A 24,493-nucleotide genomic window follows, 5' to 3' on the forward strand; every position below is an offset into this window, starting at 1 on the left:
CGGTCCCTCTCCTTGCGTCGGTCATTTGTAGATGTAGCCGACCACGCCGTGGTACCGGCCGGGCGGCAGCTTGGTCTCCATCGCGCCGTAGACGCGATTGATCTTGCCGAGGAAGTTGGCCGAGCCGTCGCTCGTGAAGTTCAGGCCATCGTCGGGACGGGCGAGATCCTGGCGTGCCACGGGCCGCACCAGATAGGGCGTGACGATGACGACGAGCTCGGTCTCGTAGTGCTGGAAGTCGCGGCTGCGGAACAGCGTGCCGAGGATCGGCACCTTGGCCAGGCCCGGCAGCCCCGAAATCACCTGACGCGCCTCGTCGCGCACCAGGCCGGCGATCACCAGCGAGCCGCCGGAGGGCAGTTCGACGCTGGTGTCGGCGAGGCGCTTGCGGATGCCGATGAGGTTGACGCCGGCGGCGAGCGAGCCGCGCGGGATGGAGAACGGCGACTCGAAGGTCGGCTCGGAGACGCTGGTGCGGATCTTCAGGCTGATGCGTCCCGGCGACAGCACGACCGGGGTGAAATCGAGGCCGATGCCGTAGTCGATGGTGCGGTGCGGGTAGTCCACCGTCGCCGGCGTCGTGTCGTAGCCGACGATGTTGCCGGCGGCGTTGAGGATCGGGGTGCGCGTCTCGGGCGTCTCCGACTTGCCGTCCGCGATCTGGAACTCGCCGCCAACCTTGAAGCTCGCGCTCTCGCCCGAGATGGCGGTGAGGCTCGGTTCGGCCAGCGTGCGCATCACGCCGGCCTGCTCCAGCGCCGTCAGCTGACCGCTGATGTCGGAGCTGCCGATCGAGCCGGCGATGTTCGCGCCGGCCGACGACATCGCCTTGCCGAGGCCGAAGGGGCTGTCGCTGACCGCGCCGAAGGCGATGCCGTCGATGGTGCTCTGGATCGTGCCGTCGAGGCCGAGCTGCTTGACCACCGAGCGCTGCACCTCGGCGACCGTCACCTTGAGCGTGACCTGATCTTCGCCGCGGATCTGCAGGAGGTTGACGATCTGGCTCTTCTGGCGCTCTTCCGAGGCCTGCGAGACGTCGCTGCCGCCGCTGCCGGCCGAGCCGCTGGCGCTCTTGATGTACTGGCTGGTGGTCGCCTCGCCGCCGGTCACGTAGATCTCGGCCAGCCGCACGGCGCGCGCGGCGTCCTGCGGCGTCTCCACCGCGCCGGTCAGGACGACGTTGTCGTTGAGGAGTTCGGCGTTCACCTCGGAGTTCGGGATGTACTTGCGTATGGTGTCTTCGAGACCGTGGATGTCGCGCTCGATGCGCAGGTCCAGCACGGCGACCTCGTGGCCCTGCCCGTCGAAGACGAAGATGTTCGTCTGGCCGATCTGCTTGCCGAAGATGTAGATGCGCCGCGACGTGCGGGTGATCGCATCGGCGACGGCGGGATTGGCGACCAGGATGTCGTGCGCGTCCCGCGGCAGGTCGATCACCTTCGACTTGTCGAGGCCGAGCGTGATCGTCTGATGCGGACGGCTGACGCTGATGACGCTGTCGTCCCCGGCTGCCGCGGCCGGCAGGCTGGCGAGGCAGGGCCCGATTGCCGTGAGCGCACCGAGGGCGGTGGCGAGCAGGCGCTGGCGGAGAGTCCGGACGCAGGTCATGATCGCTCTCGTCACTTCTTGGTGGTGATGTCGCTCGTCAGGCCGAACCGGACGATGCGGATCTTGGCGTTGCGGGACTGGTCGTCCTGCAGCATCGAGGCGGTGTAGCCGCTGCCGCCGGGCACCGAGTCCGAGAGCGAGCGCAGCGACAGCACGAGGCGGTCCGCCATCTGCTGGGCGACCGTCACCGCCTCGGCCTGTTCGGGCGTCACTTCCAGCGTCGCGGTGGACCCGACCACCACCTTCTCGCCGTCCTTCTCCTCGATCGTCTGGTCGATCGCGAGGACGCGCAGGTTGTGGAGGATGGTCTCGGTGTCGTACTGCGTCGCGCCGCCGGTGCCGGCGCTCGCGTCGGTCGCACGCCGGCGGGCCATGATCATGTCGACGTGGTCGTTGGGCAGGATGAAGCCGCCGGCCGAGGTGTCGGCCGAAATCTGCACGGCGACCGCGCGCGAGCCGGCCGGCAGGATCGCGGACATGAACCCGTGGTCGGACTTCACGAGCTTTGATTCACGCACCGGCTCGCTCGGGAAGAACGACTGGCGTGCGAGGGAGCCCTTGAGTTCCGTGATCGCGTTCGGCCGCTGGCTCTTCAGGATGAAGCTCGAGGCGACGTTATCGGCCGGCCAGGACTGCCAGTCGAGCGCCCCGTCGATGAGGCCGCCCATCGGGATTTCCTTGGTCGTTACCAGGACGTCGGTCAGCCGGATCGGCGGTTCCACCGGCGCCGCGCTGATGATCACGCTTTCGGGCTGCTCGGTGGAGCTGAGGTTGAGCGCGACCGTGCCGGCAGCCACGGCCGCGACGACGGCAACTCCCATGACGGCGAGGCGAGCAAGTCTCATTTCCAATCCCCAGCAGATCGACACACGTGCGGGCTGGGATGGTTATCGCCGGAAAATCCTCAATGCATGGTTAACGAATTCTCTCGGTCCGGTTCCGCCGGTCGAAAACCGTTAGGACTCCTTGCGCATCGCTAAACGGCCGCGCCCCAGAGCTGCGGGCCGTAGCTGCCGGCAAAGGTCACCAGGCCCGCGGCCCCGAGCGCCACGCCGTAGGGGACGCCGGTTGCGCGATCGAGCAGGCGGTCGAGGGAGGCGACGCCGAAGGTCGGCTTGAACACCGCACGCAGCGCGATCAGCATCAAGGTGAGGACACCGCCGTAGATCGCGGCATAGGTGACGTACTGCGCCATTTCCGGCGAAGGTCCGAACCAGATCGCCGTCGCGGTGATCAGCTTGGCGTCCCCGCCCCCCATCCAGCCGGCCGCAAAGAAGCCGAAGGTGACGATCAGGCAGAGCGCCGCGACCAGCGCGTGGGCGCCCAGCGCCGCCAGAGGCACACCCGCCGCCACCGCAAAGGCGCCGAAGGCCGCGATGAGGACGAGCGAGAGCCAGTTGGGGATCGTCATCGACAGGAGGTCGGAAACCGCCGCGTACAGCATCAGCAGCGGAAAGACGAGGAGGAGCAGTTGGGCGAGGGTCACGCGGTCCTCACGGTCGGATCGGCGAGTGGCGGTGACGGTTCGGCCGGCGTGAACGCCGCGGCAGGCAGGCTCGAATGGCCGGCGCTTATTCGACCCCGGCGGTGAACAGTCCCGCGATGGCGGTGTATTTCAGTCCGAGATCAGTACCGAGCGTGGCCGCGCCGCCGATCAGGCCGACGGCAATCAGCCCGGCGATCAGCGCGTATTCGATGGCGGTGGCACCGGAGCGGGCCCCGCAGAATCTCTTGAGCTTCCACAGCGGCGTGAAATGCGTCATCGCGTTGCTCGCATGATGGCGATCGGGGCGGTGCCTGTCCGCACGGACAGGAGGATGCAGCCCGAGGGCTGCACCCGAAGGCGTTCGGTCGTGCCGGCCGATTACGGAACGGTCGTGCCGATCTTGGTGGCGATCGCCGAGAACTTGGAGCTGAGGTTGCTGCCGAGCAGCGACGCGCCGGCGATGATGCCGACCGCGATCAGGGCGGCGATCAGGCCGTATTCGATGGCGGTGGCGCCGGACTCGTTCTTGACGAAGCGAGAATAGAGCTTGGACATTGTTCGGACTCCTGAGACCGTTTGCAACAGCATTCCCGTCAGCTTTCCGCCGATCGGTTGAACCCAGACTAGCCCTCGGACATTTCGATCCACTTAACGAACACGCTTATCCAATGCTTTCGAAAACGGGAGATACTTGAGTAAATTTTGAGCTGAACTTGTCGCGGCGACAGGCCGGAGCCCGCCCCGCAAGGCGCCGCAGGGCCTTTCCACAAAGTGCTTAGAGAGCTTTACGATCGCTCTCAACCGGTCCCGGGGCGGCTGTAGCAAGGTTACCGATCAGCTCGGCGAATTAACTGCCGCTTCACCAAACGGATGTCATTGTCGGGCATCGCCATCACCGAGACGAGTTTCATGCCGAGCCTGTTCTGCCGCACCGCCCTTCTCTCGCTTCTGCCGCTCGCGCTCGCGATCGCCGATGCCGGTGCGGCCGACCTCATCGAAGTCCCGGCGGACGACGTCGGCACCGCCTCCGCCGGCGGCTCGGTCTTCGCCTCGGTCGAGACGACCCGGGGACGCGGCATGATGGTGAGCCTGGATCATGCCAAGCTTCTGAAAGTCGCACGTCCGGCGGCCTCGATCATCATCGGCAACCCGGCCATCGTCGACGCGACCGTCCACGACTCCCAGACCCTAATCCTGACCGGCCGCTCCTACGGCGTCACCAATCTGATCATCCTCGACAACGACGGCGATCCAATCCTGGAGACGAACGTCACCGTGAAGAGCAGTGAAGACGGCACCGTCCGGGTGTTCCGTCAGGCGGAGCGCTCCACCTATGCCTGCGCGCCCGAGTGCGAACCCACGGTGACCGTCGGCGACAACAGCGACAGCTTCACCGCCGCGAGCGGGCAGTTCACCTCCCACCAGCAGCTCGCCACCGGCGGCCACTGACGCCAGACGCCGTCCGGGTCGGCGCAGCGCGTCCATTGCCTTCTCGGTTCGTCGGCTTAGGGTAACCGGCACATGCAGCCTCGGCACCGGCCGGCGTGCAGCACGGGTGAGGCGATGGCGCGGGCAATCCTCATGGTCATGGATTCGTTCGGGATCGGCGGTGCAGCCGATGCCGCGGCCTATGGCGACGAAGGATCCGACACCTACGGCCACATCCGGGCGTCCTGCGCCCGCGGCGAGGCCGACCGTCCTGGCGGACGCTCCGGGCCCCTCGCACTTCCCAATCTCGATCGGCTGGGCCTGCCGCTCGCGGCCGGCCTCGACGGATCTCCGGGCGAGGGCTGCGGCTTCTTCGGCTCGGCCGGCGAGCGCTCGAAGGGCAAGGACACGCCCTCCGGCCACTGGGAGATCGCCGGCGTGCCGGTGCCGTTCGACTGGGGGTATTTCCCTCGCACCGTTCCCACCTTCCCCGCCGCGCTGATCGACCAGATCGTCGACGACAGCGGCATTCCCGGCATCCTCGGCGACCGCCACGCCTCGGGCACGCAGATCATCGCCGAACTCGGCGAGGACAGCATCGCCACCGGCAAGCCCATCTTCTACACCTCCGCCGACAGCGTCCTGCAGATCGCCGCGCACGAGGAGGGGTTCGGGCTCGAGCGGCTCTATGCGCTCTGCGCCATCGCGCGGCGACACGTCGATCCGCTGAACATCGGCCGGGTCATCGCCCGCCCCTTCGTCGGCACCACCGCCGCCGACTTCCGCCGCACCGCGAACCGACGCGATTATGCCGTGCCACCGGTCGAGCCGACCCTGCTCGACCGCGTCCAGGCGAGCGGCCACCGCGTCGTCGCCATCGGCAAGATCGGCGACATCTTCGCCCACCAGGGCATCGACGAGGTGCGCAAGGGCGACGGCAACATGGCGCTGTTCGACGCCATGCTGGGCGCCCTCGACGACACGGGCGACGGCGATCTCGTCTTCGCCAACTTCGTCGACTTCGACACGCTCTACGGCCATCGGCGCGATATCGCAGGCTATGCCGCGGCGCTCGAGGCGTTCGACCGGCGGCTGCCCGAACTCGAGCGCCGGCTGCGGGCCGACGACCTCGCCGTGATCACCGCGGACCATGGTTGCGACCCCTCCTGGACGGGCAGCGACCACACGCGCGAGCGGGTCCCGATCCTCGGCTTCGGGCCGCAGATCCGCACCCGGTCGATCGGCCGTCGCGACAGCTTCGCCGACATCGGCGAAACGATCGCCGCGCATCTGGGCCTGGCGCCCGGCCGGCACGGCCGGAGCTTCCTGTGAGAGGCAGCGCCCCCGCCGACGGCGATCGGCTGCGCTGGCTGCCGAAGGCCGAATTGCACTGCCACATCGAGGGCGCCGCGATGCCGGCGCTGGCCATCCGCCAAGCCGAGCGCTACGGCATCGATCTCTCCGACATCCTCGAGGCCGAGAACTATCGCTGGCACGACTTCACCAGCTTCCTCGCCGGGTATGACCGGGTGTCCACGGCGTTCCGCACCGAGGAGGACTTCGCCCTACTGGCCGGCGACCATCTCGCTCGCCTGTCCGCCTGCGGCACGTTGTACGCCGAGATCTTCGTCTCGCCCGACCACGCCCGCGCCGCCGGGCTCGACGCGAAGGCCTACGTCGCCGGCCTCGCCGAGGGCATGCGGCAGGCCGAAGCGCAGTCCGGCATCGTGTCGCGCATGATCGTGGTCGGGGTGCGCCATCTCGGTGCCGAGGTCGTCGAGACAGCGGCCGAGTTCGCCGCGCGGTGCGCGCATCCCCTCGTTACCGGCTTCGGCCTGGCCGGCGACGAGCGGCAGGGGCGGCCACGCGATTTCGCCCGCGCCTTCGACATCGCCCGCGACGCCGGTCTTGGCCTCACCGCGCACGCCGGTGAATTATGCGCGCACGAGGCGGTCGCCGAGACGCTGGACGCTCTGCGGCCCGAGCGGCTCGGGCACGGCGTGCGCGCCGCCGAGAGCCCCGACCTCGTCTCGCGGATCGTCGAGGCCGGCATCGTGCTGGAGGTCTGCCCGGGCTCCAACCTCGCGCTCGGTCTCTATCCCGATCTCGCCGCCCATCCGCTGCGAGCGCTGCACCAGGCCGGCGCGAAAGTGACGGTCAATGCCGACGATCCGCCCTTCTTCGCCACCAGCCTCGCCAACGAATATCGGCTGGCAGCCGAACAGGGATTCAGCGAAGCGGAGCTCGTCGGCCTGACACGCACCGCGATCGAGGCCGCCTTCGTCGACGCGGCGACCCGGCGGCAACTGCTCGACAGGCTCCAGCTGGCGGCCCTGCGGCTTGGCGCTCCGGCCGCGCCAGCTTAAGAAGAGCCACGAGAAAATCCGCGGAAAGGCTGCGCGCATGGACGGCGTCACCGTCATCGATCACCCGCTCATTCAGCACAAGCTGACGATCATGCGCGACAAGGAGACGTCGACGGCGAGCTTCCGCCGCCTCCTGCGGGAGATCTCGACGCTCCTCTGCTACGAGGTCACGCGCAACCTCGACCTCACCACCAGGCGGATCGAGACGCCGCTGACAGCCATGGAGGCGCCGATCCTGGAGGGCAAGAAGCTCGTCTTCGCCTCGATCCTGCGCGCCGGCAACGGGCTCCTCGAAGGCATGCTCGACCTCGTGCCGGCCGCGCGCGTCGCCCATATCGGCGTCTATCGCGATCACGAGACGCTGCAGCCGGTCGAGTACTACTTCAAGGCGCCGGAGGATCTGGAGAACCGGCTGGTGATCGTCGTCGATCCGATGCTGGCGACCGGCAACTCGGCGATCGCGGCGATCCAGAAGCTGAAGGAGCGCGGCGCAAGGCAGATCCGCTTCCTGTGCCTCCTCGCCGCACCCGAAGGCATCGCCCGCTTCACCGCCGCCCTCCCCGATGTGCCGGTCTTCACGGCAGCGATCGACAGCCATCTCAACGAGAAGGGCTACATCGTCCCCGGCCTTGGTGACGCGGGCGATCGCATGTACGGCACCAAGTAAGCGCCGCGCGGCATCGTCCTGACCTCTGCGCACCGTTCAGCAAGGCCTGCTTAACCCTGCCGGCGGATGCACGGCTGCACCTGCGCGGGCGTCCCCGAGCCTTAACGTCCTCCTCGTCTGATCCGCTTAAGGATCGCCGGACGGAGGAAGCGGATGTACAAGATCGCAATCATCGGTGTCTTTGCCTCGCTGGTGGCGCTTGCCATGCCGTCGCTCTTCGACCGGTACCGGACCGGCGTCGAGAACAACGCGGTCGAGCGCATCGAGCCGAAGCCCGAGCCCCTGCAAGCATCGCTGCCCATCTCCGGCCGGAAGGCACGCCTGCAGGCCGGACCCGATGGCCACTTCCGAGCGACCGCGCGGATGAACGGCGTTTCCGCGGAGGTTCTGGTCGATACGGGCGCGACCTATGTCGCGATCAACGAGACGACCGCCCGCCGGCTCGGCATCCGCCTGGCCCCGGCCGACTTCGTCCACGCCGCGAGGACCGCCAACGGGGAGGCGAAGGTGGCGCTTGCCCGGATCGACCGGATCGCGATCGGGCGGATCGAGGTGCGCGACGTGAAGGCGATGGTGACCCACGACGATGCGCTCGGCACGACGTTGCTCGGCATGAGCTTCCTCAGCCAGTTGCGCAGCTATCAGGTGAACGACGGCACGCTCGATCTCGAGCAGTGACACGCGGCGCTCACGTGTACCGGTCAAGCACCGCGGCGCCGGCCGCCGCCGATCCGTCGCCCAGGCGATAGGCTGCCTGCACCTGCCCGGCCGCCGCCTCGGCGGCTTCGCGCGTGCGGGCATGCACCCGCGCGAGGGGCGCGCCGGCATCGACCGTCGCGCCGAGCGCTGCAAGGTCGGTCAGTCCCACCGCGTGGTCGACGGGGTCCTGTGGCCGTGTCCGGCCGCCGCCGAGCGCGACGACCGAGAGCCCGAGGCCCCGCGTGTCGACCTCGGCGATGACGCCCGCCTGCGCCGCGCGCACCTCGATCGTGACGGGCGCGACCGGCAGATGGGCATCCATCCGCTCGACGAAGTCTGCCGGCCCGCCGAGCGCAGCGACCATGCGGGCGAACACCGTCGCGGCGCGGCCGTCGTCCAGCGCTCGGCACGCTTCCGCGATCCCGGCCTCCGGCGACGCGGCGAGGCCGGCAAGCGCCAGCATTTCGCCTGCAAGCCCAAGCGTCACGTCGAGGAGACGCGGGTCCTGCCGGGTGCCGGTCAGGAACTCGACGGCGTTGCGCACCTCGACGGCGTTGCCTGCGGCCGAGGCGAGCGGCTGGTTCATGTCGGTGAGGAGCGCCGTCGTCTTCAGCCCTGCGCCGTTGGCGACCTCGACGAGGCTCTTTGCCAGCGCCCGCGCATCGTCCTCGCGCGCCATGAAGGCGCCGGAGCCCGTCTTCACATCGAGGACGAGACCCTGCAGGCCGGCGGCGAGCTTCTTCGACAGGATCGATGCGGTGATCAGCGGGATCGATTCCACCGTCGCCGTCACGTCGCGGATGCCATAGAAGCGCTTGTCAGCGGGTGCGAGCCGGCCGGTCTGGCCGATGATGGCGCAGCCGACCTCCGCCACGGTCTTGCGGAAGAGTTGGTTGTCCGGCGAGACGCTGTAGCCGGGGATCGCTTCCATCTTGTCGAGCGTGCCGCCGGTGTGTCCGAGGCCGCGCCCGGAGATCATCGGCACCGCGCCGCCGCAGGCCGCCACGATCGGCGCCAGCATGAGGGAGACGTTGTCGCCGACGCCTCCGGTCGAGTGCTTGTCGACGATCGGCCGGTCTAAGCCCGACCAGTCGAGGACGTCGCCGGAATCGCGCATGGCCTCGGTCAGGGCGACGGTCTCGGCCCGTTCCATGCCGCGGAAGAACACCGCCATCGCGAAGGCGGCCACCTGCCCCTCGGTGACGCGTTCGCCCTCGAAGCCGGCAATGAAGGCCTTGATGTCGCCGGCATCCAGCGTCCCGCCGTCGCGCTTGGCGCGCACCAGTTCCTGCGGCAGCAACATCGTCAGTATCCCGCCCTGGTCCCGTCTCGCGCAGCGCCGGAGGCGACGGCGAGGAGATCGGTGAGGACGCCGGAGGCTCCGATCCGGAAGCGCTCCGGGATCGCCCAGCCCGCGCCGCAGATCCGCTCGGCAAGGTCCCGGTAGCCCCTGGCGTCCTCGAAGGTCTTGATGCCGCCGGCCGGCTTGAAGCCGACGGTGCCGCCGTGCCCGGCGATCGCCTCGAGAAGGACCGTCGCCGCCTCCGGAGTCGCACTGATGCGCGTCTTGCCGGTGGATGTCTTGAGGAAGTCGGCGCCCCCGCGCAGAGCCGCCTCGGCCGCGTGGCGGATCAGCATGGGGTCGCCGATCTCGCCAGTCTCGAGGATCGTCTTCAGCCGGGCGGTACCGGCTGCCGCCTTCACCTCACGCACCTGCGCCTCGACGAAGTCGACGTCGCGCAGGCGGCGGTAGGCGATGACGAGGTCGATCTCGTCGGCGCCGTCCGCCACGGCAGCGTGGGTTTCGCGCTTGGTCGCCTCGACGTCGTCACCGCCATGCGGGAAATTGACGACCGTCGCGATGCGGATTGCCGAATCGAGCCGAGGCTTGGCAAACGCGACGAAACGCGGCCAGATGCAGATCGCCGCGACCTTGCCCTCGGGCGTCACGGCCCGCTCGCACAGGGCGGCGACATCCGCCTCGGTGCAGTCGTCGTTGAGGTTGGTGAGGTCGAGGCAGGCGATCAGCGCCCGCGCGACCGCTCGGTCGTCCATGTCCGCCATCATCAGAACTCCGGCAGGGCGGCTTTCAGGATCTTCGCCAGCGTCTCGCCGCCCTTCGGCGCCATCGCCTTGGTCTCCTCGTGCGAGAGGCCGGCCTCCGTCATCCCGGCGGCATAGTTCGTCATGATCGAGCAGCCGGCGAGGCGCAGGCCGAAATAGCGCGCGAGGATCGCCTCCGGTACGGTCGACATGCCGACCGCATCGGCGCCCATGACCCTGGCCATGCGGATTTCGGCCGGCGTCTCGAAGGACGGTCCGGCGAAGAACATGTAGACGCCCCGCCCCAGCGCCACGCCGGCCCGCTCGGCCGCGGCCAGCATCGCCTTCCGCAGCTCGGGATCGTAGGCCGCCGTCATGTCGACGAAGCGCTTGTCGCCGCTCTCGCCGATCAGCGGACTGAGACCGAGGAAGTTGATGTGATCCTCGATCAGCATCACCGAGCCGGGCGCAAGATCCTCGCGCAGCGAGCCGGCCGAGTTGGTCAGCACCAGGCTCTCGACGCCGAGGTCGGCGAGCGCCTCGATCACCGGCTTCATCGCCGCCGGGTCGCCGTGCTCGTAGTAATGGATGCGCCCCGACAGGATCAGCACCTCGACGCCCGCCAGCCGGCCACAGACCAGCTCGCCCGCATGGCCGGAGACGCCGCTCTCCGGAAAGCCCGGAATCATCGCGTACGGGATGCGGATCGGCTCCAGCGCCTCGCCGGCCAGCGCGCCGAGGCCGGAGCCGAGGATCAGTGCGATGCGCGGCGTGCGCCCGGCAAGCCGTTCGCGCACGAAGGTTGCGGCCGGGGTCACGACAGCGCCTCGGTCGGGAAGGAGCGGGGCAGCATCTCGTCCAGCGTCAGCGTGGTCCTCACGCCGCCTTCCGCATCGCACAGGTGGATGCGGGTCTCTGGCCAGCCGAATTCGGCGATGCGCTGCCGGCAGCCGCCGCAAGGCGAGCACTGCGACAGCTTCTCGGCGACCACGGCGATCTCGGCGATCTCGCCGCCACCGTCCATCACCATCTGCGAGATCGCCGTCGTCTCGGCGCACCAGCCTTCGGGGAAGCTGACCACCTCGACGTTGCAGCCGGCGTAGATCCGTCCGTCGCGGGTGCGCAGAGCCGCGCCGACGGGAAACTTCGAGTAGGGCGCGTGCGCCTTGCGCATCGCCGACCGGGCGCGGACGAAGAGGTCCTCGGCCATCACTACCGCTCCTTCACGTAGGGGACGCCGCCGGCACGCGGCGGAATCGCCTTGCCGACGAAGCCCGCCAGCAGCACCACGGTCAACACATAGGGCAGCGCCTGCACGAACTGCACCGAAATTTCGCCGACGCCCGGCAGCGATACGCCCTGGATGCGGATCGAGATGGCGTCGAGCAGGCCGAAGAGGAGGCAGGCGAACATCACCGGCACCGGCCGCCACTTGGCGAAGATCAGCGCGGCGAGCGCGATGTAGCCCTTGCCGGCGGTCATGTCGCGGTTGAAGCCGGCGGCCTGCGCCACCGCCAGATAGGTGCCGGCGAGACCGGTGAGGACGCCGCAGATGATCACCGCGCGGTAACGCAGCCAGCTGACCGAGATGCCGGCGGTGTCGACCGCTGCCGGGTTCTCGCCGACCGCGCGCAGGCGCAGGCCGAAGCGGGTGCGGAACAACACCCACCAAGTCAGCGGCACCATCAGGAAGGCGACGTAGACAAGGACGTTCTGGCCGGAGATGACCTCGGCATAGATCGGCCCGATCACGGGGATCGGCGCGAGCGCGTGCGCGCCGGGCAGCACGACGTCGCCGAACCGCGCCGCGCCGTCGAGCTGCGGGGTGCGCCCGCCCTGCTTGAACCAGGCATCGCCGAGGATCACCGTGATGCCGGCGGCGATGAAGTTGAGCGCGACGCCGGAGACGATCTGGTTGCCGCGATAGGTGATCGAGGCGAGGCCGTGCACCAGCGAGAAGCCGATGGCCGCCATGACGCCCGCCAGGAGGCCGACCACGGCCGAGCCGCTGAGCGCGGCGACGACGCCGGACGCGAAGGCCGCGAGCAGCATCTTGCCCTCGAGGCTGATGTCGAAGATGCCGGAGCGCTCCGAATAGAGGCCGGCGAGCGCGGCATAGAGGAGCGGCGTCGAAAGCCGGATGGCCGAGTCGACGATTGCGAGGATGTTGGCGAGCTCCATCAGGTCGCCTCCTCGACGGGCAGCGTCTGCGTCGCCGGCAGCCGCAGGCGCCGATAGGCGCCGCCGACCGCCGGGCGCAGCATGTTTTCGAGCGCGCCGGCGAACAGGATCACGAGCCCCTGGATGATGACGATCATGTCGCGCGAGATCGAGGGCATCTCGAAAGCGAGCTCGGCGCCGCCCTGGTAGAGGACACCGAACAGGAGCGCGGCCGGAATGATGCCGGCCGGATGCGCCCGGCCCATCAGCGCGACGGCGATGCCGACGAAGCCGGCTCCGGCGGCAAGGTCGATCTGCACGCGGTACTGGTCGCCGATCACCGGGTTCAGCGCCATGAGGCCCGCGAGGCCGCCGGAGATCGTCATGGCGATCACGATGAGGCGGGTCTGCGACATGCCCGCATAGCGCGCGGCCGGCGGTGAAAAGCCGAGCGTGCGCAGCTCGTAGCCGAGCCGGGTGCGGAAGATCAGCAGCCAGACGAGGAAGGCCGCGATCAGGGCCAGGAACAGCGTGATGTTGAGCGGCGCGCCGCCGAGATCGGCGCCGAAGGCGGCGAAGAGCCCGTCGAGCTTCGGCAGCTGCGCACCCGCCTCTAAGGTGCGCGACTGCGGGTTCATCGAGCCGACCGGCTTCAGCGGGCCGACGAGCAGGTAGACCATCAGGCTGGCGGCGATGAAGTTGAACATGATCGTGGTGATCACGATGTGGCTGCCGCGCCGCGCCTGGAGCCAGGCCGGGATCAGCGCCCACAGCGCGCCGAAGAGGAAGCCGCCGAGGATGGCGAAGGGCAGCGTCACCCACCAGGGCACCAGCCGGTCGAGCACGAGCGACACGAGGCCGACGCCGAGCCCGCCGACATAGGCCTGTCCCTCCCCGCCGATGTTGAACAGCCCGGCATGGAAGGCGACGGCGACCGCGAGCCCGGTGAAGATGAAGTTGGTGGTGTAGTAGAGCGTGAAGCCGAAGCCCTCGCCGTAGCCGAAGGCGCCCTGCAGCATCAGCCGGGCCGCAGCGATCGGGCTTTCCCCCACCATCAGCACCACGAGGCCGGCGACCGCGAAGGCGATGACGAGGTTGAGGAGCGGGATCAGGCCGAAGTCGATCCAGGCCGGCAGCTTGGCATAGGGCCGGCTCATGCGTCGGAACCGCTCGCCGGCGTCAGGAGGTCGAGATGCCCGCGCTCGTCGAGCGGGAAGAACGGATTGTGGGCGAGCTCCCACAAATGCCCGTCGAGGTCGGACACGTAGCCGGAATACCCGCCCCAGAAGGTCGGCTCCGGCCGCTTCACCGGCGCACCGCCGGCCGCCACCGCCGCATCGAACAAGCGGTCGACATCCGCTTCGCTGGCAAGGTTCAGCGCCAGCGCGATCGACGGGAACGGACAGCCGCCTTCGAACGACACCCCCACGTCCTTGACGAAGTCGTCGCGCCCGAAGATCGACAGGACGATCCCCTCGCCCTGCATGAAGATCACCGTGTCGTTGCCGGCCGGCGTGCGCACCCAGCCGAGCGCCGCATAGAACCCGGCCGACCGCTCCAGGTCGTCCGAAGCCAGTGTCACCAGCGTGACGCGCGCGTCCTTCACTCCGCCGCCTCCCGATCCTCGATGCCGGCCATCAGGAGGCCGAGTTCCGCCTCGCTCGCCGTCGGCGGCCGCTCGCCGACGATCCGCCCGGCGAACATCACCAGGATGCGATCGGACAGCGCACGGATTTCGTCAAGCTCCACCGAAACGAGCAGGATCGCCTTGCCGGCGTCGCGCATGGCGACGATCCGGCGGTGGATGAACTCGATCGCGCCGACGTCGACCCCGCGTGTCGGCTGCCCGATCAGGAGGATGTCGGGATCGCGCTCCATCTCGCGCGCGAGGACGATCTTCTGCTGGTTGCCGCCGGAAAAGTTCGCGGTCTTCAGCCTGCAGTCCGGCGGACGGATGTCGTAGTCGGCTATCTTGGCCTGCGCGTCGCGGCGCATCGCGTCGCGGTCGAGCAGCGGGCCGCGGCTGTAGCGCGCCTCGCGCTGATAGCCGAGCACCCCGTTCTCGTTCTCCTCGAAGGGCAGAACGAGGCCCATGTGGTGCCGGTCCTCCGGCACGTGGGCAAGACCGAGCCGGCGCAGCGCCGCGGGGTCGGTCTCCGCCGTCAGGTCGAAGTCGCGCCCGGCAAGACGCATCGTCCCGGCCGTCGCGGTCCGGAGACCCGAAAGCGCCTCGAGCAGCTCCGACTGGCCGTTGCCGGCCACCCCCGCGATCCCGACGATCTCGCCCGCCCGCACGTCGAGCGAAACCGCATCGACGGCCCGGTAGCCGCGGATGTCCTCGACCGTCAGGTTCTTCACCGACAGCGTCACCGCCCCGGGCGCCGCCGCCTCCTTGTCGACCTGCAGCAGGACGCGGCGCCCGACCATCAGCTCGGCGAGCTCGCCGACGGTCGTCTCGGCCGTGCGGCGGGTGGCGACGATCTCGCCGCGGCGCATCACCGAGACGGCGTCGGTGACGGCCATGATCTCGCGCAGCTTGTGGGTGATGAGGACGATCGTCTTGCCCTCGTCGCGCAGCTGCATCAGCACCTCGAAGAGGTGCCCCGCCTCGGCCGGCGTCAGCACGCCGGTCGGCTCGTCGAGGATCAGGATGTCGGCGCCGCGATAGAGCGCCTTCAGGATCTCCACGCGCTGCTGCAGCCCGACCGGCAGGTCCTCGATCAGCGCATCCGGATCGACCTCGAGGCCGTGCTCGTCCTCCAGCCGCTTCAGCTCGCGCCGCACCTTGCCGATGCCCGCATTGAGGAGCGGCGATTGCTCGGCGCCGAGCATCACGTTCTCGACGACGCTCATGTTGTGCACGAGCATGAAGTGCTGGTGGACCATGCCGATGCCGGCCGCGATCGCCGCGTTTGGATCGGTGATCTCGACGCGCTTGCCGCCGACCCGGATCTCGCCGCCATCGGCCTGGTAGAAGCCGTAGAGGATCGACATCATGGTCGACTTGCCGGCGCCGTTCTCGCCGACGATGCCGTGGATCGTGCCCTTCTCGACGGTGAGATGGATGTCCTTGTTGGCGTGCACCGCCCCGAAGCGCTTGTCGATACCGATCAGTTCGATCGCCGGGTCGGCCATGCGGAGGTCTTCTTTCTTGCCACGCCGGACGGGAAGCTTAATGCAGGCGCCGAGGATTGCCACTGCTCACGCTGCCGCGCCGCGGCCGGAGCGTATCGCCCGACGGAGAGCCGCCATGACCGACAGCGACCGCATCACCGAACTCGAGATCGCGCTCGCCCACCAGACCCGGGTCGCCGAGGAGCTGTCGGAGGAGGTCCGCCGGCAGGGACGCGTCGTCGACCGGATGGAGCGGGCGCTGCGCGAGCTCGGCGAGCGCTTCCTTACGCTCGAGGAGGTCGCGATGCCGCGGCCGGAGATCACCAAGCCGCCGCACTACTGACAGAGGACCGCCGGCCTTCGAGCCGGCAGCCCCATGTCGATGCGCCCGCCTCAGTACGGGCAGGTCGAGTCGGTCGAGAAGTCGTGCACCTGAAGCGTACCGGCGATGATGTCGGCCTTCGCCTTGTCGGCCGCCGCCTTCATCGCGTCGGTGACGAGATCGGCGTTGTTCTCGTCCATCGCATAGCCGACGCCGTCCTCCTTGAGGCCGAGGACGACGGTGCCGTTGGTCCACTTGTCGTTCTTGGCGTCCTCGAAGGCCTGGTAGACGGCATTGTCGACGCGCTTGACCATCGAGGTCAGGACGTGGCCGGGATGCAGGCCGTTCTGGTTCGAATCGACGCCGATGCCGTACTTGCCGGCATCCGCCACCGCCTGCAGCACGCCGATGCCGGTGCCGCCGGCCGCATGGAAGACGACGTCCGCGCCCTGATCGAGCTGCGCCTTGGCGAGCTCGCCGCCGCGCACCGGATCGTTCCAGGCGGCGCCCGTCGTGCCGGTCATGTTCTCGAACACGGTGTCGTCGGCCTTCACCGACTTCACGCCGCCCTTGTAGCCGCAGGAGAACTTGCGGATCAGCGGGATGTCCATGCCGCCGACGAAGCCGACCTTGCCGGTCTCGGACTTCATCGCCGCGAGGATGCCGACGAGATAGGAGCCCTCCTCCTCCTTGAAGGTGATGGAGCGCACGTTCGGCAGGTCGACGACCGAATCGATGATGGCGAACTTGATGTCGGGGAAGTCCTTGGCGACCTTCTCCAGCGCCGTCGCCTGGGCGAAGCTCATCGCGATGATCGGGCTGTTGCCGGCGCGGGCGAAGCGGCGAAGCGCCTGTTCGCGCTGGGCGTCGCTCTGGATCTCGAAGTCGCGATACTCGGTCCCCGTGTCCTTCTTGAAGCGTTCTGCGCCCTCATAGGCGGCCTCGTTGAAGGATTTGTCGAACTTGCCGCCGAGATCGTAGATGATCGCCGGCTTGATGTCGGCCGCCGTCGCCGTGCCGGCGGCGCCGACGGACAGGACGGTGGCGGCCAGGAGCCCGGCCAGGAACTGTTTCATATCGCGTCGATCCCCATGAAGGATGGAAAGCGCCTGCCGCACGACTGCGGACGAGGCGATGCCGGACCGTCGCTCCCTTGAAATGCAAGCGCCGGCCGTGCCGTCCAGCAGACAAGCACGACCGGCGCCCAAGTTCATCACAAATCTGTCGCGCTGCGACAGATCAGGCGGCCGAAGCGACCCCCAGACCTACCGGGCAGGACACGCCGGTGCCCCCGAGGCCGCAGTAGCCGCTCGGGTTCTTGGCGAGATACTGCTGGTGATAGGGCTCGGCGTAGTAGAAGGTCGGCGCGTCGACGATCTCGGTGGTGATCGGCGCACGGTGGCCGGCCTCGCCGAGCGCCGTCTGATAGGCTGCCTTCGCCGCCTCGGCCGCGCGCCGCTGGTCCTCGCCGAAGACGTAGACGCCGGAGCGGTACTGCGTGCCGACGTCGTTGCCCTGGCGCATTCCCTGCGTCGGATTGTGGCTCTCGAAGAACAGCTTCAGCAGCGCCTCGTAGCTCGTCGCCTTCGGATCGAACACCACGAGCACCACCTCGTTGTGCCCGGTCATGCCGGTGCAGACCTCCTGATAGGTCGGGTTCGGGGTCTGCCCGCCGGCATAGCCGACCGCGGTGACATAGACGCCCGGCGCCTGCCAGAGGGCGCGCTCGGCACCCCAGAAGCAGCCGAGGCCGAACATCGCCGACTCCAGCCCCTCCGGGAACGGGCCCTTGAGCGGCCGGCCGGAGACGAAGTGCGCATCGGCCGTCTCGATCGGCTCGGGCCGGCCCGGCAGGGCCTCGCCGGGCGCGGGCAGCTTCGACTTCCGGCTGAACATGTCGAGGACGTACATATCGAACTCCTTGTCGAGTTGGCGTCGGTCCGGCGCTCAGCGCACCAGGCGGCGGCGGGGCCGCGCGCCAGTCTGGCCGACGAGAAGAAACACGAAGGCGGCGACCGCCAGGCTGACGGAGGCCGGCCACGGCGCAGCGGTGACCCAGGCGGCGCCGACGAGGCTTTCCGATCCGTGCGGCACGGCAAGGCCGAACGCCGCCGCCGCGTCGCCGAGCGTCTGGAGCTCGATCGTCGTGCCGGTGAGCGAGCGGGCGATGTCGCCGATGGCGAACACCACCGCCGCGGCCAGCAGCAGCCCGCCGACCAGGCGTGTGAGAAAGGACAGCATCACTCCTCCGAAGGGTCCTTGCGTGATCCGGCGGCCCGGTTCACCCGCCGTGCCGCGCCACCGCGCCCAATGTGGCGGCTCGGCCTCCCCGAGGCAACGGCTTCGCCGAGATGTGACCACCTCGCTCCCGGGAGAAAGCATTCGCCGGCGCGACGGCTGGTCGAGCCGTCCGGCGCCGGAACGGCGGCCCCACAGGGACCGGACGCGAAAGCCGCTTGAACGACAGACGCTTCCGGCTATAGTCCGCGCCGCCGACTCGCCCCTCACCACAGGGCGACGGGTGCGCGCCTGCGGGCGCCGTGCGCGGCGGCATGGAGAGGTGGCCGAGTGGTTGAAGGCGCACGCCTGGAACGCGTGTATACGGGAAACCGTATCGAGGGTTCGAATCCCTCTCTCTCCGCCATCCCCGCTCGTTGAATTATAGAGATTTGCGCCTTCCCGGCCGTACCCAGCGGACCCCGACGTACCTCTCCCGGCGTGCCAGCAGTTGGCGCTTTGAACTTCGAATTCCCGCGCTTCACGTCGAATTCTTGGGGCGGTCGCCGTTCCGAGTCCGGTTTCGGCCCTTTGACAGCAGCGGATGCGCGACAACAGGCGGTTAATCGCGATAGTAACTGCCCTTGGTAAGGATTTTGGCCGCCGCACTTGGCCGGCCGTCTGCACCCGGAAGTTCAAAGCCTCAAAGGGTAAGGCCCGCCTCCGGTTGCTCCGACGCCGACGAGCCATAGCGCAGCCAATTTAAGTTTTCGCGTCCACGGTTCAGATGCCGTGGTGGATGGTCAGTTCGCGCAGCAACTTGCGAACAGCTCCGCCAGGACAGGGATCAGAACCAGCTCATATTCCCTTCGCTGGCGACTGGAATTCGGAGGCTGCCAGCCTTCCGCGATGACGCTCATCCAGAAGAAGCTGCCGTCGTCGCGTCGGTCCGGCTCAAAGTTGAGCCTCTCGCCGATGCGCCGGGCCAGCCGGCCATAGGCGAGATTGGCGGCCCGAGGATCGGACTTTTCCAGAATTTCCCGCGCGACATCGCGCATCGTGACGGTGCGGCGGGGCGCAGCGGCATGGAAGCACAGGATGCGGCGCTCAATCTCGGTCGGCGCGGCGGCTGCGATGGCGTGGCGATAGGCCTCCGCATCGGGCCGTGGGCGAAGCGGTCTCGGCCGTGCCCACGGAGCCTCCAGTGATTCGGGATCGAGCGTCAGGCTCCGCCACCAGGCGGGGTCCGGCGGCCGATCGCGGGGACGCGAAAGCTCCACCGGCTGCCCATCGGCAATTCTGCGGCACAGGGCGTCGCGCTGTGGCAGCGGGTAGAACACCGCGAATTCGCGTCCGTAGCCGCCGGCATCGACATGGCGGCAGAACAGCTCCCACTCCGCCGCCGGCCGGTTGAACCTTTTGTGCAGGCGCAAGTGGCAGGCCTTGCAGATCGGGTAGCTCTGCGGAGCGACGAAGCTGTGCGGACGCGAGTAGTCTTCGGAATGCCACTCACCCGCGGGGCGCTCGGGATCGCCGCAGAGACCGCAGGGCTTGCCGGCAAAGGTGAAGCCCGGCCCGGCATCGCCGCGCCTGTAGGCCGTCGTGATCGCCGTGCGGTCGGCCCAGCCGTAGCCGTTGTAGGACGCGCCCGTCACTTCAATGCCCAGATGCCGCGCTTCGGACCAACAATGGCGCCTTCTTTCGCCAGCTGGAAGCGGGCCCAGCGGACGTTCTTCTCGAACAGGTTCTCGCCATCGGCCGTGGATCCGGAAAGATCCGCTGCTGGTACCGGCTCGTTGTTGCGGATCCACTTGTAGACGGCGGCTGGAGTGGACGGGCCGAGAGCCCGCAGCGCATGCTCCACCCATTGGCGGTAGTCCTGCGAGGGTGCGGCGCCTCTCATGCGAGCGTTTCTCCCCCGGCTTCGGACCAACGGCTCGCGGTCCTCGGAAGCGACGCATCGGCCGGTAGCTGTGTCGACGGACTCTCCGGCAAGAGCGACGCCGCCCAGGCGAAGACCCGGCGCTGCTGCTCGCGCAGGAAGGCTTCCTCGTCGATGACGGAATAGCCGAGCGCTTTCGCCGCAGTAACGAAGCCCTTCAGCATTGAGGGCTCCATTTCGCCGGTCTCGACGTTCTTCTTGTTGACGACGACGGCGGGAAGCAGCGGCCAGCCGCGACGATGGGCGTATTCCATCAGCTTGCCGAGATGGCCGTTGACGCTGTAGTGGACCTTTGACCAGTCGGCGCCACTCTCGTCGGCGAGTTCCTTGTAGCCGAGGAAGCGGTTCGCGGCCGCCGCCTTGCGCACCAGCGCAAAGGTTTTTCCGAAGTCGAGGCCGTTGCCCTTGCGCCGGGCCTCCTCCGCGAGCGCCGCGAGATAAACCGACTCGCCGGTTCGCTCCCGCCGGCGATGGTTGGCGATGATGTTCTTCAGTTCCTGGTCGGACTGTTCTTCGACGGGACGCATCGGATACGCTCACTTCGTGTTTGCTCATGACGACCCCACGAAGGGCGCTCCGCGTGGCCGTCTCTCATGCGGTGATCAATCGGCCGCCGGCCGTCCGCAGCGGCAGGCAGAAGTGGTAGGCGGCGACCTCCTCGAAGAGCACTGTGTCACTTGGCTCGGCGCCGATCCAGGCAAAGAACTCTTCGACGAATTCAAGCTCCTGGAAAAACGTTCTCAAGTCCAGTCGCGGCCAGCTCGACGGCAGCGGTTTCGCGCTGTCTGGCCTGCTCCTGCGGCGAGGCGACCCGGCGCCGCAGACCTTCAGCTTCGGGGCGATCGATCCGACCCAGAGCCTTTATCACGACATCGACTTTCCCGGCGGGGATCTCTCGCGCAGACCGCAGGCGCAGGCCCGCACGCCCTCCGATTGCCGGCTGGCATGCATCAACGACGCACGGTGTGCCGCCTTCACCTTCGTGGCCCGCAAAAAGGAGTGCTGGTTGAAAGGTGTGGTGGAAGCGTCGCGACCGCTGCAAGGGACAACCAGCGGCGTGAAGGCTGCAATGACCTACGCGCCGCAAAGCATCGACCTGCGCTGAATCACCGCCACGGGCGTCTGTCCTCCGGCTGAGCGACCTGCGGACTCGTGAAGAACGCCATTGTCGCGTTGCTTTTCTTGGCTCTGCTTGCTAGCGCTTCTCGGGGCGTCTGCGAGGGGAAGAAGCATGCGCATGGTTCGCTGGGCGTTACTCGCAGTCCTGTGCCTGTGCGCAGGCGTTGCCGCTCCGATGGGAGGCTACGCCGCCTATCTCCAGATGGTGGGCAACGTTCATGCCGTCGATGCCGACGGCCGGCTGTACCGCTCCGGCACGCTGCGCGCGGACCAGCTCGAGGCGCTGGTGCGCGAGAAGGGGATCCGCACCATCGTCAACCTGCGCGGCGGCGAGGGCAGCGACTGGTTGAAGGGCGAGCGCGCGGTGGCGGCCCGCAACGGCGTGGACTTCTTCAACTTCCACCTCTCGGCGAACAACGTGCCTCCGGTCTCGACCATGCAGGAGATCGCGGCGGTGCTGCGCAACGCGCGCGGTCCGGTCCTGGTGCACTGCAAGGCGGGCTCTGACCGTGCGGGGCTCGCGGCCGGGATCTACGAACTCGCCGTCGCCGGCCAGCCCTTGGCCGAAGCCCAGGAGCAGCTGTCGTTCTATTTCGGCCACTTTCCCTGGCTGACGAGCACCACGGGTGCGATGGACAAGGCGCTCGTCGTCTTCGCCGACGCGATGGCGGCCAGGCGTTCCCCCGCTGAGAGCAATGCCCTGCGGATCGTGCAGCGCTGAGGGCTCCGAACCGTCCCGCGGCGACCGACGCCGCAGGCCGCCGCCAGCGCTGCGGCGGAATCGGCGCAGCGTGCGCGGATGCCTTGTGCGCAGGCGCTTCATGGCCGCTTGTTGCCGCTTTGCCATAGCCCGTCGCGGCAAACTTCAGTAAGCGCTCAAGGGTGGGGTTGCGACTCGCAGGCCATGGTCGGGCGCGGGCGTGGAAGTGGGGACGACGAATGGTTTCGAAGCTTCTTTTGGCTGCGGCCATGCTGGTTGCGACGGCGGGCAGCGCCAGCGCCGAGTACACGATCTCCGCCTATGGCGGCTACAACTTCACCTTCGACAGCAATGTCGACGTCGACAACGGTCCCTCCTCATACAGCAAGACCATCAGCTGGGACGGCGATTCCTTCGGCGATCCCCCGTACTGGGGCGTGCGCGGCACCTACTGGCTCAGCGGCTGGGGCAAGCCGAACTGGGGCATCGCGATCGACTACTCGCATGCCAAGGTGATCGCAGATCCGAAGCCGGCGGGCGTCACCACCTTCGAGTTCACCGACGGCCTCAACCTCGTCACCGCAAACGCGCTCTATCGCTGGAATCCCGACGCCGCGCTGACGCCGTATGTCGGCCTCGGCCTCGGCCTCTCGGTGCCGCACGTCGAATATCAGGAAGCGGGCGGCCCGCGCACCTTCGAGTATCAGGTCGCCGGCCCGGCCGTGCAGGCGCTCGCCGGCGTCGACTATGCCTTCAACCAGTACTTCTCGGTGTTCGGCGAGTACAAGCTGACCTACACCCACAACGACGTCGACCTGGCGGGCGGCGGTTCGCTCGAGACCGACCTGTTCACCAACCAGATCGTCGGCGGCGTCAGCGTCAGCTTCGACCTCTTCAAGTAGTCGCCACTTCGGCCGACGGCTCGAACGGCGGCCAAGGCCGCCGTTTCCGTATGCGCAGCCATGCGCCTTCCTGTGGCTTGCCGCCGCGCGGCCCCGGCCGCATCTTCCGGGCAGCACGGCGAGCGTCGGCGGCTCGACGGTCGGGAGCGGACGCTACGAACAGAGGGAGAGACGCGATGTTCATCGCAATGAACCGCTTCAAGGTGCGGCTCGGGTCGGAAGAGGCCTTCGAGGCCGTGTGGCGCGAGCGCGACTCCCATCTCGGCGCGGTGCCGGGCTTCCTCGAGTTCCACCTGTTGCGCGGCCCGCAGGCGGCAGACCACGTCCTCTATGCATCCCACACCGTGTGGGCGTCACGCGGTGCGTTCGAGGCGTGGACGAGGTCGGAGGCCTTCCGCCTCGCCCACCGCACGGCCGGCGCGCACACGCCGAATTATCTCGGGCATCCCGAGTTCGAGGGGTTCGAGGCGATCCAGACGATCGCCGGCCGAGGCCCCTCCGGCTCTACGCCCTCCGGGGCGCAGCCGGCCTGATCGGTCATGGTCGCGGCGCCTTGCCTCCGGCGAGGAGCCATGCCGGGTCGAACCAGGTGTCGGCTTCACCGTCATAGGGCACGCGGTTGATGTCCCAGTGCCGGATGAAGCCGGCATAGACGTCCCAGACGCGCGGCCCGCCCCCGATATAGACGACGCGATCGGCAAAACGGGCCAGCACCTCCTGCGGATCGTCCGAGGAGCGGATGGTGACGAGGGTGCGGTCGCGCGCCGCGAACTCGGGAACGGCGGCGATCGTCTTTGGCCCGGCGACGAGGACGTGACCCCGCGTGATGTCGAAAAATCGCTCGACATCCTCCACGAAGGGCCGCTCCGGCCGCCCCTCCCACGGCAGCACGCCGTGCAGCCCGAGCTGGCCGCTCATGCCGATCGCGCAGATCGCCCGGATATCCGCCATTCTTCTTCACCCCCGCCGGCTCGACGCTGCATCCGCGCTCGCTCTTACGCGATTCACTGGCAAAGAGAAGCGACCCTCCTACAACCATTCAGAGAGCCGATGCGCGCGAGTTCGACCAATGTCCCGGGAACACCTGTCACACTCTTGCCGTTACACGCGATGTCATGGCGGCGGCGATGCGGCCATCCGCTCCACGCGGGGAGCGAGAGCGAAGGATTGCCCTCATGCGCGAGAAGCAGTGCATGGTTGAAGAAGCGCCGATCACCGCGGACGCCGAGGTGATGGATATTCCATCGACGGGCGGAACCGACATGCGCCTGGTGACGTCGCTGCTCTCGATCGCAAAGTCCACGCGGGCCTTCCTCACGCTGCTCCTGGCCGAGATCGATCTCCATCCGGGCCAGGATCAGCTGCTCAACCGGCTGGAGCCCGGCGAGCCCGTCAGCGTGTCGGCCTTGGCCGACCAGTTGTCGGTCCGACCGTCGACGGTCTCGAAGATGCTCGACCGGCTGATCGAGAAGCAGCTGGTGATCCGCGCCGCCAACAGCCGGGACGCCCGTCGCACGATGGTGATGCTGACGCCGGCGGGTGAACGCGCCAAGCACGCGGTCACCGCGATCTGGAACCGGCTTGAGATCGAACTCGGAAACTCGCTGAGCGAAGAGGATCTTTCGACGATATCGTCGGCGCTTGAGCAGGCCGACCAGCTGCTGAGCGGCAAGCTGCGACGCCTGCGTTGACGACGAGCGTCGACGCGGCGCCCAATTAT

Annotated in this window: 31 protein-coding genes and 1 tRNA gene; 12 read left to right on the forward strand and 20 right to left on the reverse strand. The window is 68.3% G+C overall.

The window, feature by feature from the left end:
* Nucleotides 1–21: 21 nt before the first annotated feature.
* From NPA30_RS15140 to NPA30_RS15160, 5 genes are all read right to left on the reverse strand, one after another.
* Complete coding sequence (locus NPA30_RS15140; protein WP_256803567.1) at nt 22–1,608, reverse strand: type II and III secretion system protein family protein; 1,587 nt, start codon at nt 1,606–1,608, stop codon at nt 22–24.
* An 11-nt stretch (nt 1,609–1,619) separates the two neighbouring features.
* Complete coding sequence (gene cpaB / locus NPA30_RS15145) at nt 1,620–2,453, reverse strand: Flp pilus assembly protein CpaB (RefSeq protein ID WP_256803568.1); 834 nt, start codon at nt 2,451–2,453, stop codon at nt 1,620–1,622.
* 131 nt (nt 2,454–2,584) lie between these two features.
* A complete protein-coding gene (locus NPA30_RS15150) occupies nt 2,585–3,094 on the reverse strand; it encodes an A24 family peptidase (protein ID WP_256803570.1) in 510 nt (169 codons plus the stop codon).
* 85 nt (nt 3,095–3,179) lie between these two features.
* Nucleotides 3,180–3,371 (reverse strand): Flp family type IVb pilin, encoded by a 192-nt coding sequence (locus NPA30_RS15155; RefSeq protein ID WP_256803571.1) that lies wholly within the window; start codon nt 3,369–3,371, stop codon nt 3,180–3,182.
* Between the two features lie 101 nt (nt 3,372–3,472).
* Nucleotides 3,473–3,649, reverse strand: coding sequence for a Flp family type IVb pilin (locus NPA30_RS15160; RefSeq protein WP_256803572.1), 177 nt, complete (start codon nt 3,647–3,649; stop codon nt 3,473–3,475).
* Between the two features lie 321 nt (nt 3,650–3,970).
* Between NPA30_RS15160 and NPA30_RS15165 the strand changes: the two genes are divergently transcribed.
* The 5 genes from NPA30_RS15165 to NPA30_RS15185 all read left to right on the forward strand — a co-directional run bounded on the left by NPA30_RS15165 (nt 3,971) and on the right by NPA30_RS15185 (nt 8,233).
* On the forward strand, nt 3,971–4,543 hold the full coding sequence (locus NPA30_RS15165) for a pilus assembly protein N-terminal domain-containing protein (RefSeq protein WP_256803573.1): 573 nt from the start codon (nt 3,971–3,973) through the stop codon (nt 4,541–4,543).
* Between the two features lie 114 nt (nt 4,544–4,657).
* On the forward strand, nt 4,658–5,854 hold the full coding sequence (locus NPA30_RS15170) for a phosphopentomutase (RefSeq protein WP_256803574.1): 1,197 nt from the start codon (nt 4,658–4,660) through the stop codon (nt 5,852–5,854).
* A complete protein-coding gene (locus NPA30_RS15175) occupies nt 5,851–6,888 on the forward strand; it encodes an adenosine deaminase (RefSeq protein WP_256803575.1) in 1,038 nt (345 codons plus the stop codon). Before NPA30_RS15170 ends, NPA30_RS15175 begins: the two co-directional genes overlap by 4 nt.
* 37 nt (nt 6,889–6,925) lie before the next feature.
* On the forward strand, nt 6,926–7,555 hold the full coding sequence (gene upp, locus NPA30_RS15180) for a uracil phosphoribosyltransferase (RefSeq protein ID WP_256803576.1): 630 nt from the start codon (nt 6,926–6,928) through the stop codon (nt 7,553–7,555).
* Nucleotides 7,556–7,708: 153 nt separating this feature from the next.
* Nucleotides 7,709–8,233 (forward strand): retropepsin-like aspartic protease family protein, encoded by a 525-nt coding sequence (locus tag NPA30_RS15185; protein WP_256803577.1) that lies wholly within the window; start codon nt 7,709–7,711, stop codon nt 8,231–8,233.
* Nucleotides 8,234–8,243: 10 nt separating this feature from the next.
* Here NPA30_RS15185 and deoA read toward each other — a convergent pair whose 3' ends face one another.
* The 8 genes from deoA to NPA30_RS15225 are packed head-to-tail and all read right to left on the reverse strand — an operon-like array spanning nt 8,244 to nt 15,592.
* A complete protein-coding gene (gene deoA, locus NPA30_RS15190) occupies nt 8,244–9,554 on the reverse strand; it encodes a thymidine phosphorylase (protein WP_256803621.1) in 1,311 nt (436 codons plus the stop codon).
* Between the two features lie 5 nt (nt 9,555–9,559).
* Nucleotides 9,560–10,318 carry a deoxyribose-phosphate aldolase gene (deoC, locus tag NPA30_RS15195; RefSeq protein ID WP_256803622.1) on the reverse strand — a complete coding sequence of 253 codons (759 nt, stop codon included), beginning with the start codon at nt 10,316–10,318 and terminating at the stop codon, nt 9,560–9,562.
* A gap of 2 nt (nt 10,319–10,320) precedes the next feature.
* Nucleotides 10,321–11,115, reverse strand: a complete 795-nt coding sequence (locus NPA30_RS15200) for a purine-nucleoside phosphorylase (RefSeq protein WP_256803578.1) — start codon at nt 11,113–11,115, stop codon at nt 10,321–10,323.
* Nucleotides 11,112–11,507: a cytidine deaminase gene (locus NPA30_RS15205; protein WP_256803579.1), complete on the reverse strand. Its 396-nt coding sequence runs from the start codon at nt 11,505–11,507 to the stop codon at nt 11,112–11,114. The genes NPA30_RS15200 and NPA30_RS15205 overlap by 4 nt, the downstream gene beginning before the upstream one ends.
* Nucleotides 11,508–11,509: 2 nt before the next feature.
* A complete protein-coding gene (locus NPA30_RS15210; protein WP_256803580.1) occupies nt 11,510–12,478 on the reverse strand; it encodes an ABC transporter permease in 969 nt (322 codons plus the stop codon).
* The gene (locus tag NPA30_RS15215; RefSeq protein WP_256803581.1) at nt 12,478–13,614 is read right to left on the reverse strand and encodes an ABC transporter permease; all 1,137 of its coding nucleotides are present in this window, start codon (nt 13,612–13,614) and stop codon (nt 12,478–12,480) included. The genes NPA30_RS15210 and NPA30_RS15215 overlap by 1 nt, the downstream gene beginning before the upstream one ends.
* Entirely contained in the window at nt 13,611–14,063 is a 453-nt protein-coding gene (locus tag NPA30_RS15220) for a VOC family protein (RefSeq protein WP_256803582.1), read from the reverse strand. Before NPA30_RS15220 ends, NPA30_RS15215 begins: the two co-directional genes overlap by 4 nt.
* Nucleotides 14,060–15,592 carry an ABC transporter ATP-binding protein gene (locus tag NPA30_RS15225; RefSeq protein ID WP_256803583.1) on the reverse strand — a complete coding sequence of 511 codons (1,533 nt, stop codon included), beginning with the start codon at nt 15,590–15,592 and terminating at the stop codon, nt 14,060–14,062. Before NPA30_RS15225 ends, NPA30_RS15220 begins: the two co-directional genes overlap by 4 nt.
* A gap of 115 nt (nt 15,593–15,707) precedes the next feature.
* Here NPA30_RS15225 and NPA30_RS15230 point away from each other — a divergent pair, with 115 nt between their 5' ends.
* Nucleotides 15,708–15,914, forward strand: a complete 207-nt coding sequence (locus NPA30_RS15230) for a SlyX family protein (protein WP_256803584.1) — start codon at nt 15,708–15,710, stop codon at nt 15,912–15,914.
* Between the two features lie 50 nt (nt 15,915–15,964).
* On the opposite strand, the gene NPA30_RS15235 is transcribed toward NPA30_RS15230, so the two are convergent.
* The 3 genes from NPA30_RS15235 to NPA30_RS15245 form a co-directional block, all read right to left on the reverse strand.
* Nucleotides 15,965–16,969, reverse strand: coding sequence for a BMP family lipoprotein (locus NPA30_RS15235; protein ID WP_256803585.1), 1,005 nt, complete (start codon nt 16,967–16,969; stop codon nt 15,965–15,967).
* 163 nt (nt 16,970–17,132) lie between these two features.
* Nucleotides 17,133–17,804, reverse strand: coding sequence for a peptide-methionine (S)-S-oxide reductase MsrA (gene msrA / locus NPA30_RS15240; protein ID WP_256803586.1), 672 nt, complete (start codon nt 17,802–17,804; stop codon nt 17,133–17,135).
* Nucleotides 17,805–17,840: 36 nt separating this feature from the next.
* Nucleotides 17,841–18,134 carry a hypothetical protein gene (locus NPA30_RS15245; protein WP_256803587.1) on the reverse strand — a complete coding sequence of 98 codons (294 nt, stop codon included), beginning with the start codon at nt 18,132–18,134 and terminating at the stop codon, nt 17,841–17,843.
* A 313-nt stretch (nt 18,135–18,447) separates the two neighbouring features.
* Here NPA30_RS15245 and NPA30_RS15250 point away from each other — a divergent pair.
* A tRNA-Ser gene (locus NPA30_RS15250) sits at nt 18,448–18,537 on the forward strand.
* A 376-nt stretch (nt 18,538–18,913) separates the two neighbouring features.
* On the opposite strand, the gene NPA30_RS15255 is transcribed toward NPA30_RS15250, so the two are convergent.
* From NPA30_RS15255 to NPA30_RS15265, 3 genes are all read right to left on the reverse strand, one after another.
* Nucleotides 18,914–19,543, reverse strand: a complete 630-nt coding sequence (locus NPA30_RS15255) for a hypothetical protein (protein WP_256803588.1) — start codon at nt 19,541–19,543, stop codon at nt 18,914–18,916.
* A gap of 218 nt (nt 19,544–19,761) precedes the next feature.
* Entirely contained in the window at nt 19,762–20,013 is a 252-nt protein-coding gene (locus tag NPA30_RS15260) for a winged helix-turn-helix domain-containing protein (RefSeq protein WP_256803589.1), read from the reverse strand.
* The gene (locus NPA30_RS15265; protein WP_256803590.1) at nt 20,010–20,579 is read right to left on the reverse strand and encodes a hypothetical protein; all 570 of its coding nucleotides are present in this window, start codon (nt 20,577–20,579) and stop codon (nt 20,010–20,012) included. The genes NPA30_RS15260 and NPA30_RS15265 overlap by 4 nt, the downstream gene beginning before the upstream one ends.
* A gap of 143 nt (nt 20,580–20,722) precedes the next feature.
* On the opposite strand from NPA30_RS15265, the gene NPA30_RS15270 reads away from it, so the two are divergent.
* The 4 genes from NPA30_RS15270 to NPA30_RS15285 all read left to right on the forward strand — a co-directional run bounded on the left by NPA30_RS15270 (nt 20,723) and on the right by NPA30_RS15285 (nt 23,306).
* Entirely contained in the window at nt 20,723–21,157 is a 435-nt protein-coding gene (locus NPA30_RS15270; protein WP_256803591.1) for a PAN/Apple domain-containing protein, read from the forward strand.
* Nucleotides 21,158–21,346: 189 nt separating this feature from the next.
* Entirely contained in the window at nt 21,347–21,892 is a 546-nt protein-coding gene (locus NPA30_RS15275; RefSeq protein ID WP_256803592.1) for a fused DSP-PTPase phosphatase/NAD kinase-like protein, read from the forward strand.
* A 218-nt stretch (nt 21,893–22,110) separates the two neighbouring features.
* Nucleotides 22,111–22,773: an outer membrane protein gene (locus NPA30_RS15280; RefSeq protein ID WP_256803593.1), complete on the forward strand. Its 663-nt coding sequence runs from the start codon at nt 22,111–22,113 to the stop codon at nt 22,771–22,773.
* 176 nt (nt 22,774–22,949) lie between these two features.
* Nucleotides 22,950–23,306 carry an antibiotic biosynthesis monooxygenase family protein gene (locus NPA30_RS15285; protein WP_256803594.1) on the forward strand — a complete coding sequence of 119 codons (357 nt, stop codon included), beginning with the start codon at nt 22,950–22,952 and terminating at the stop codon, nt 23,304–23,306.
* 4 nt (nt 23,307–23,310) lie between these two features.
* Here NPA30_RS15285 and NPA30_RS15290 read toward each other — a convergent pair whose 3' ends face one another.
* Complete coding sequence (locus tag NPA30_RS15290) at nt 23,311–23,724, reverse strand: diacylglycerol kinase (protein WP_256803595.1); 414 nt, start codon at nt 23,722–23,724, stop codon at nt 23,311–23,313.
* Between the two features lie 224 nt (nt 23,725–23,948).
* Between NPA30_RS15290 and NPA30_RS15295 the strand changes: the two genes are divergently transcribed.
* Entirely contained in the window at nt 23,949–24,464 is a 516-nt protein-coding gene (locus NPA30_RS15295) for a MarR family winged helix-turn-helix transcriptional regulator (RefSeq protein WP_256803596.1), read from the forward strand.
* Nucleotides 24,465–24,493 lie beyond the last annotated feature (29 nt).

Source organism: Mangrovibrevibacter kandeliae (assembly GCF_024519155.1).
Classification (GTDB): domain Bacteria; phylum Pseudomonadota; class Alphaproteobacteria; order Rhizobiales; family Rhizobiaceae; genus Mangrovibrevibacter; species Mangrovibrevibacter kandeliae.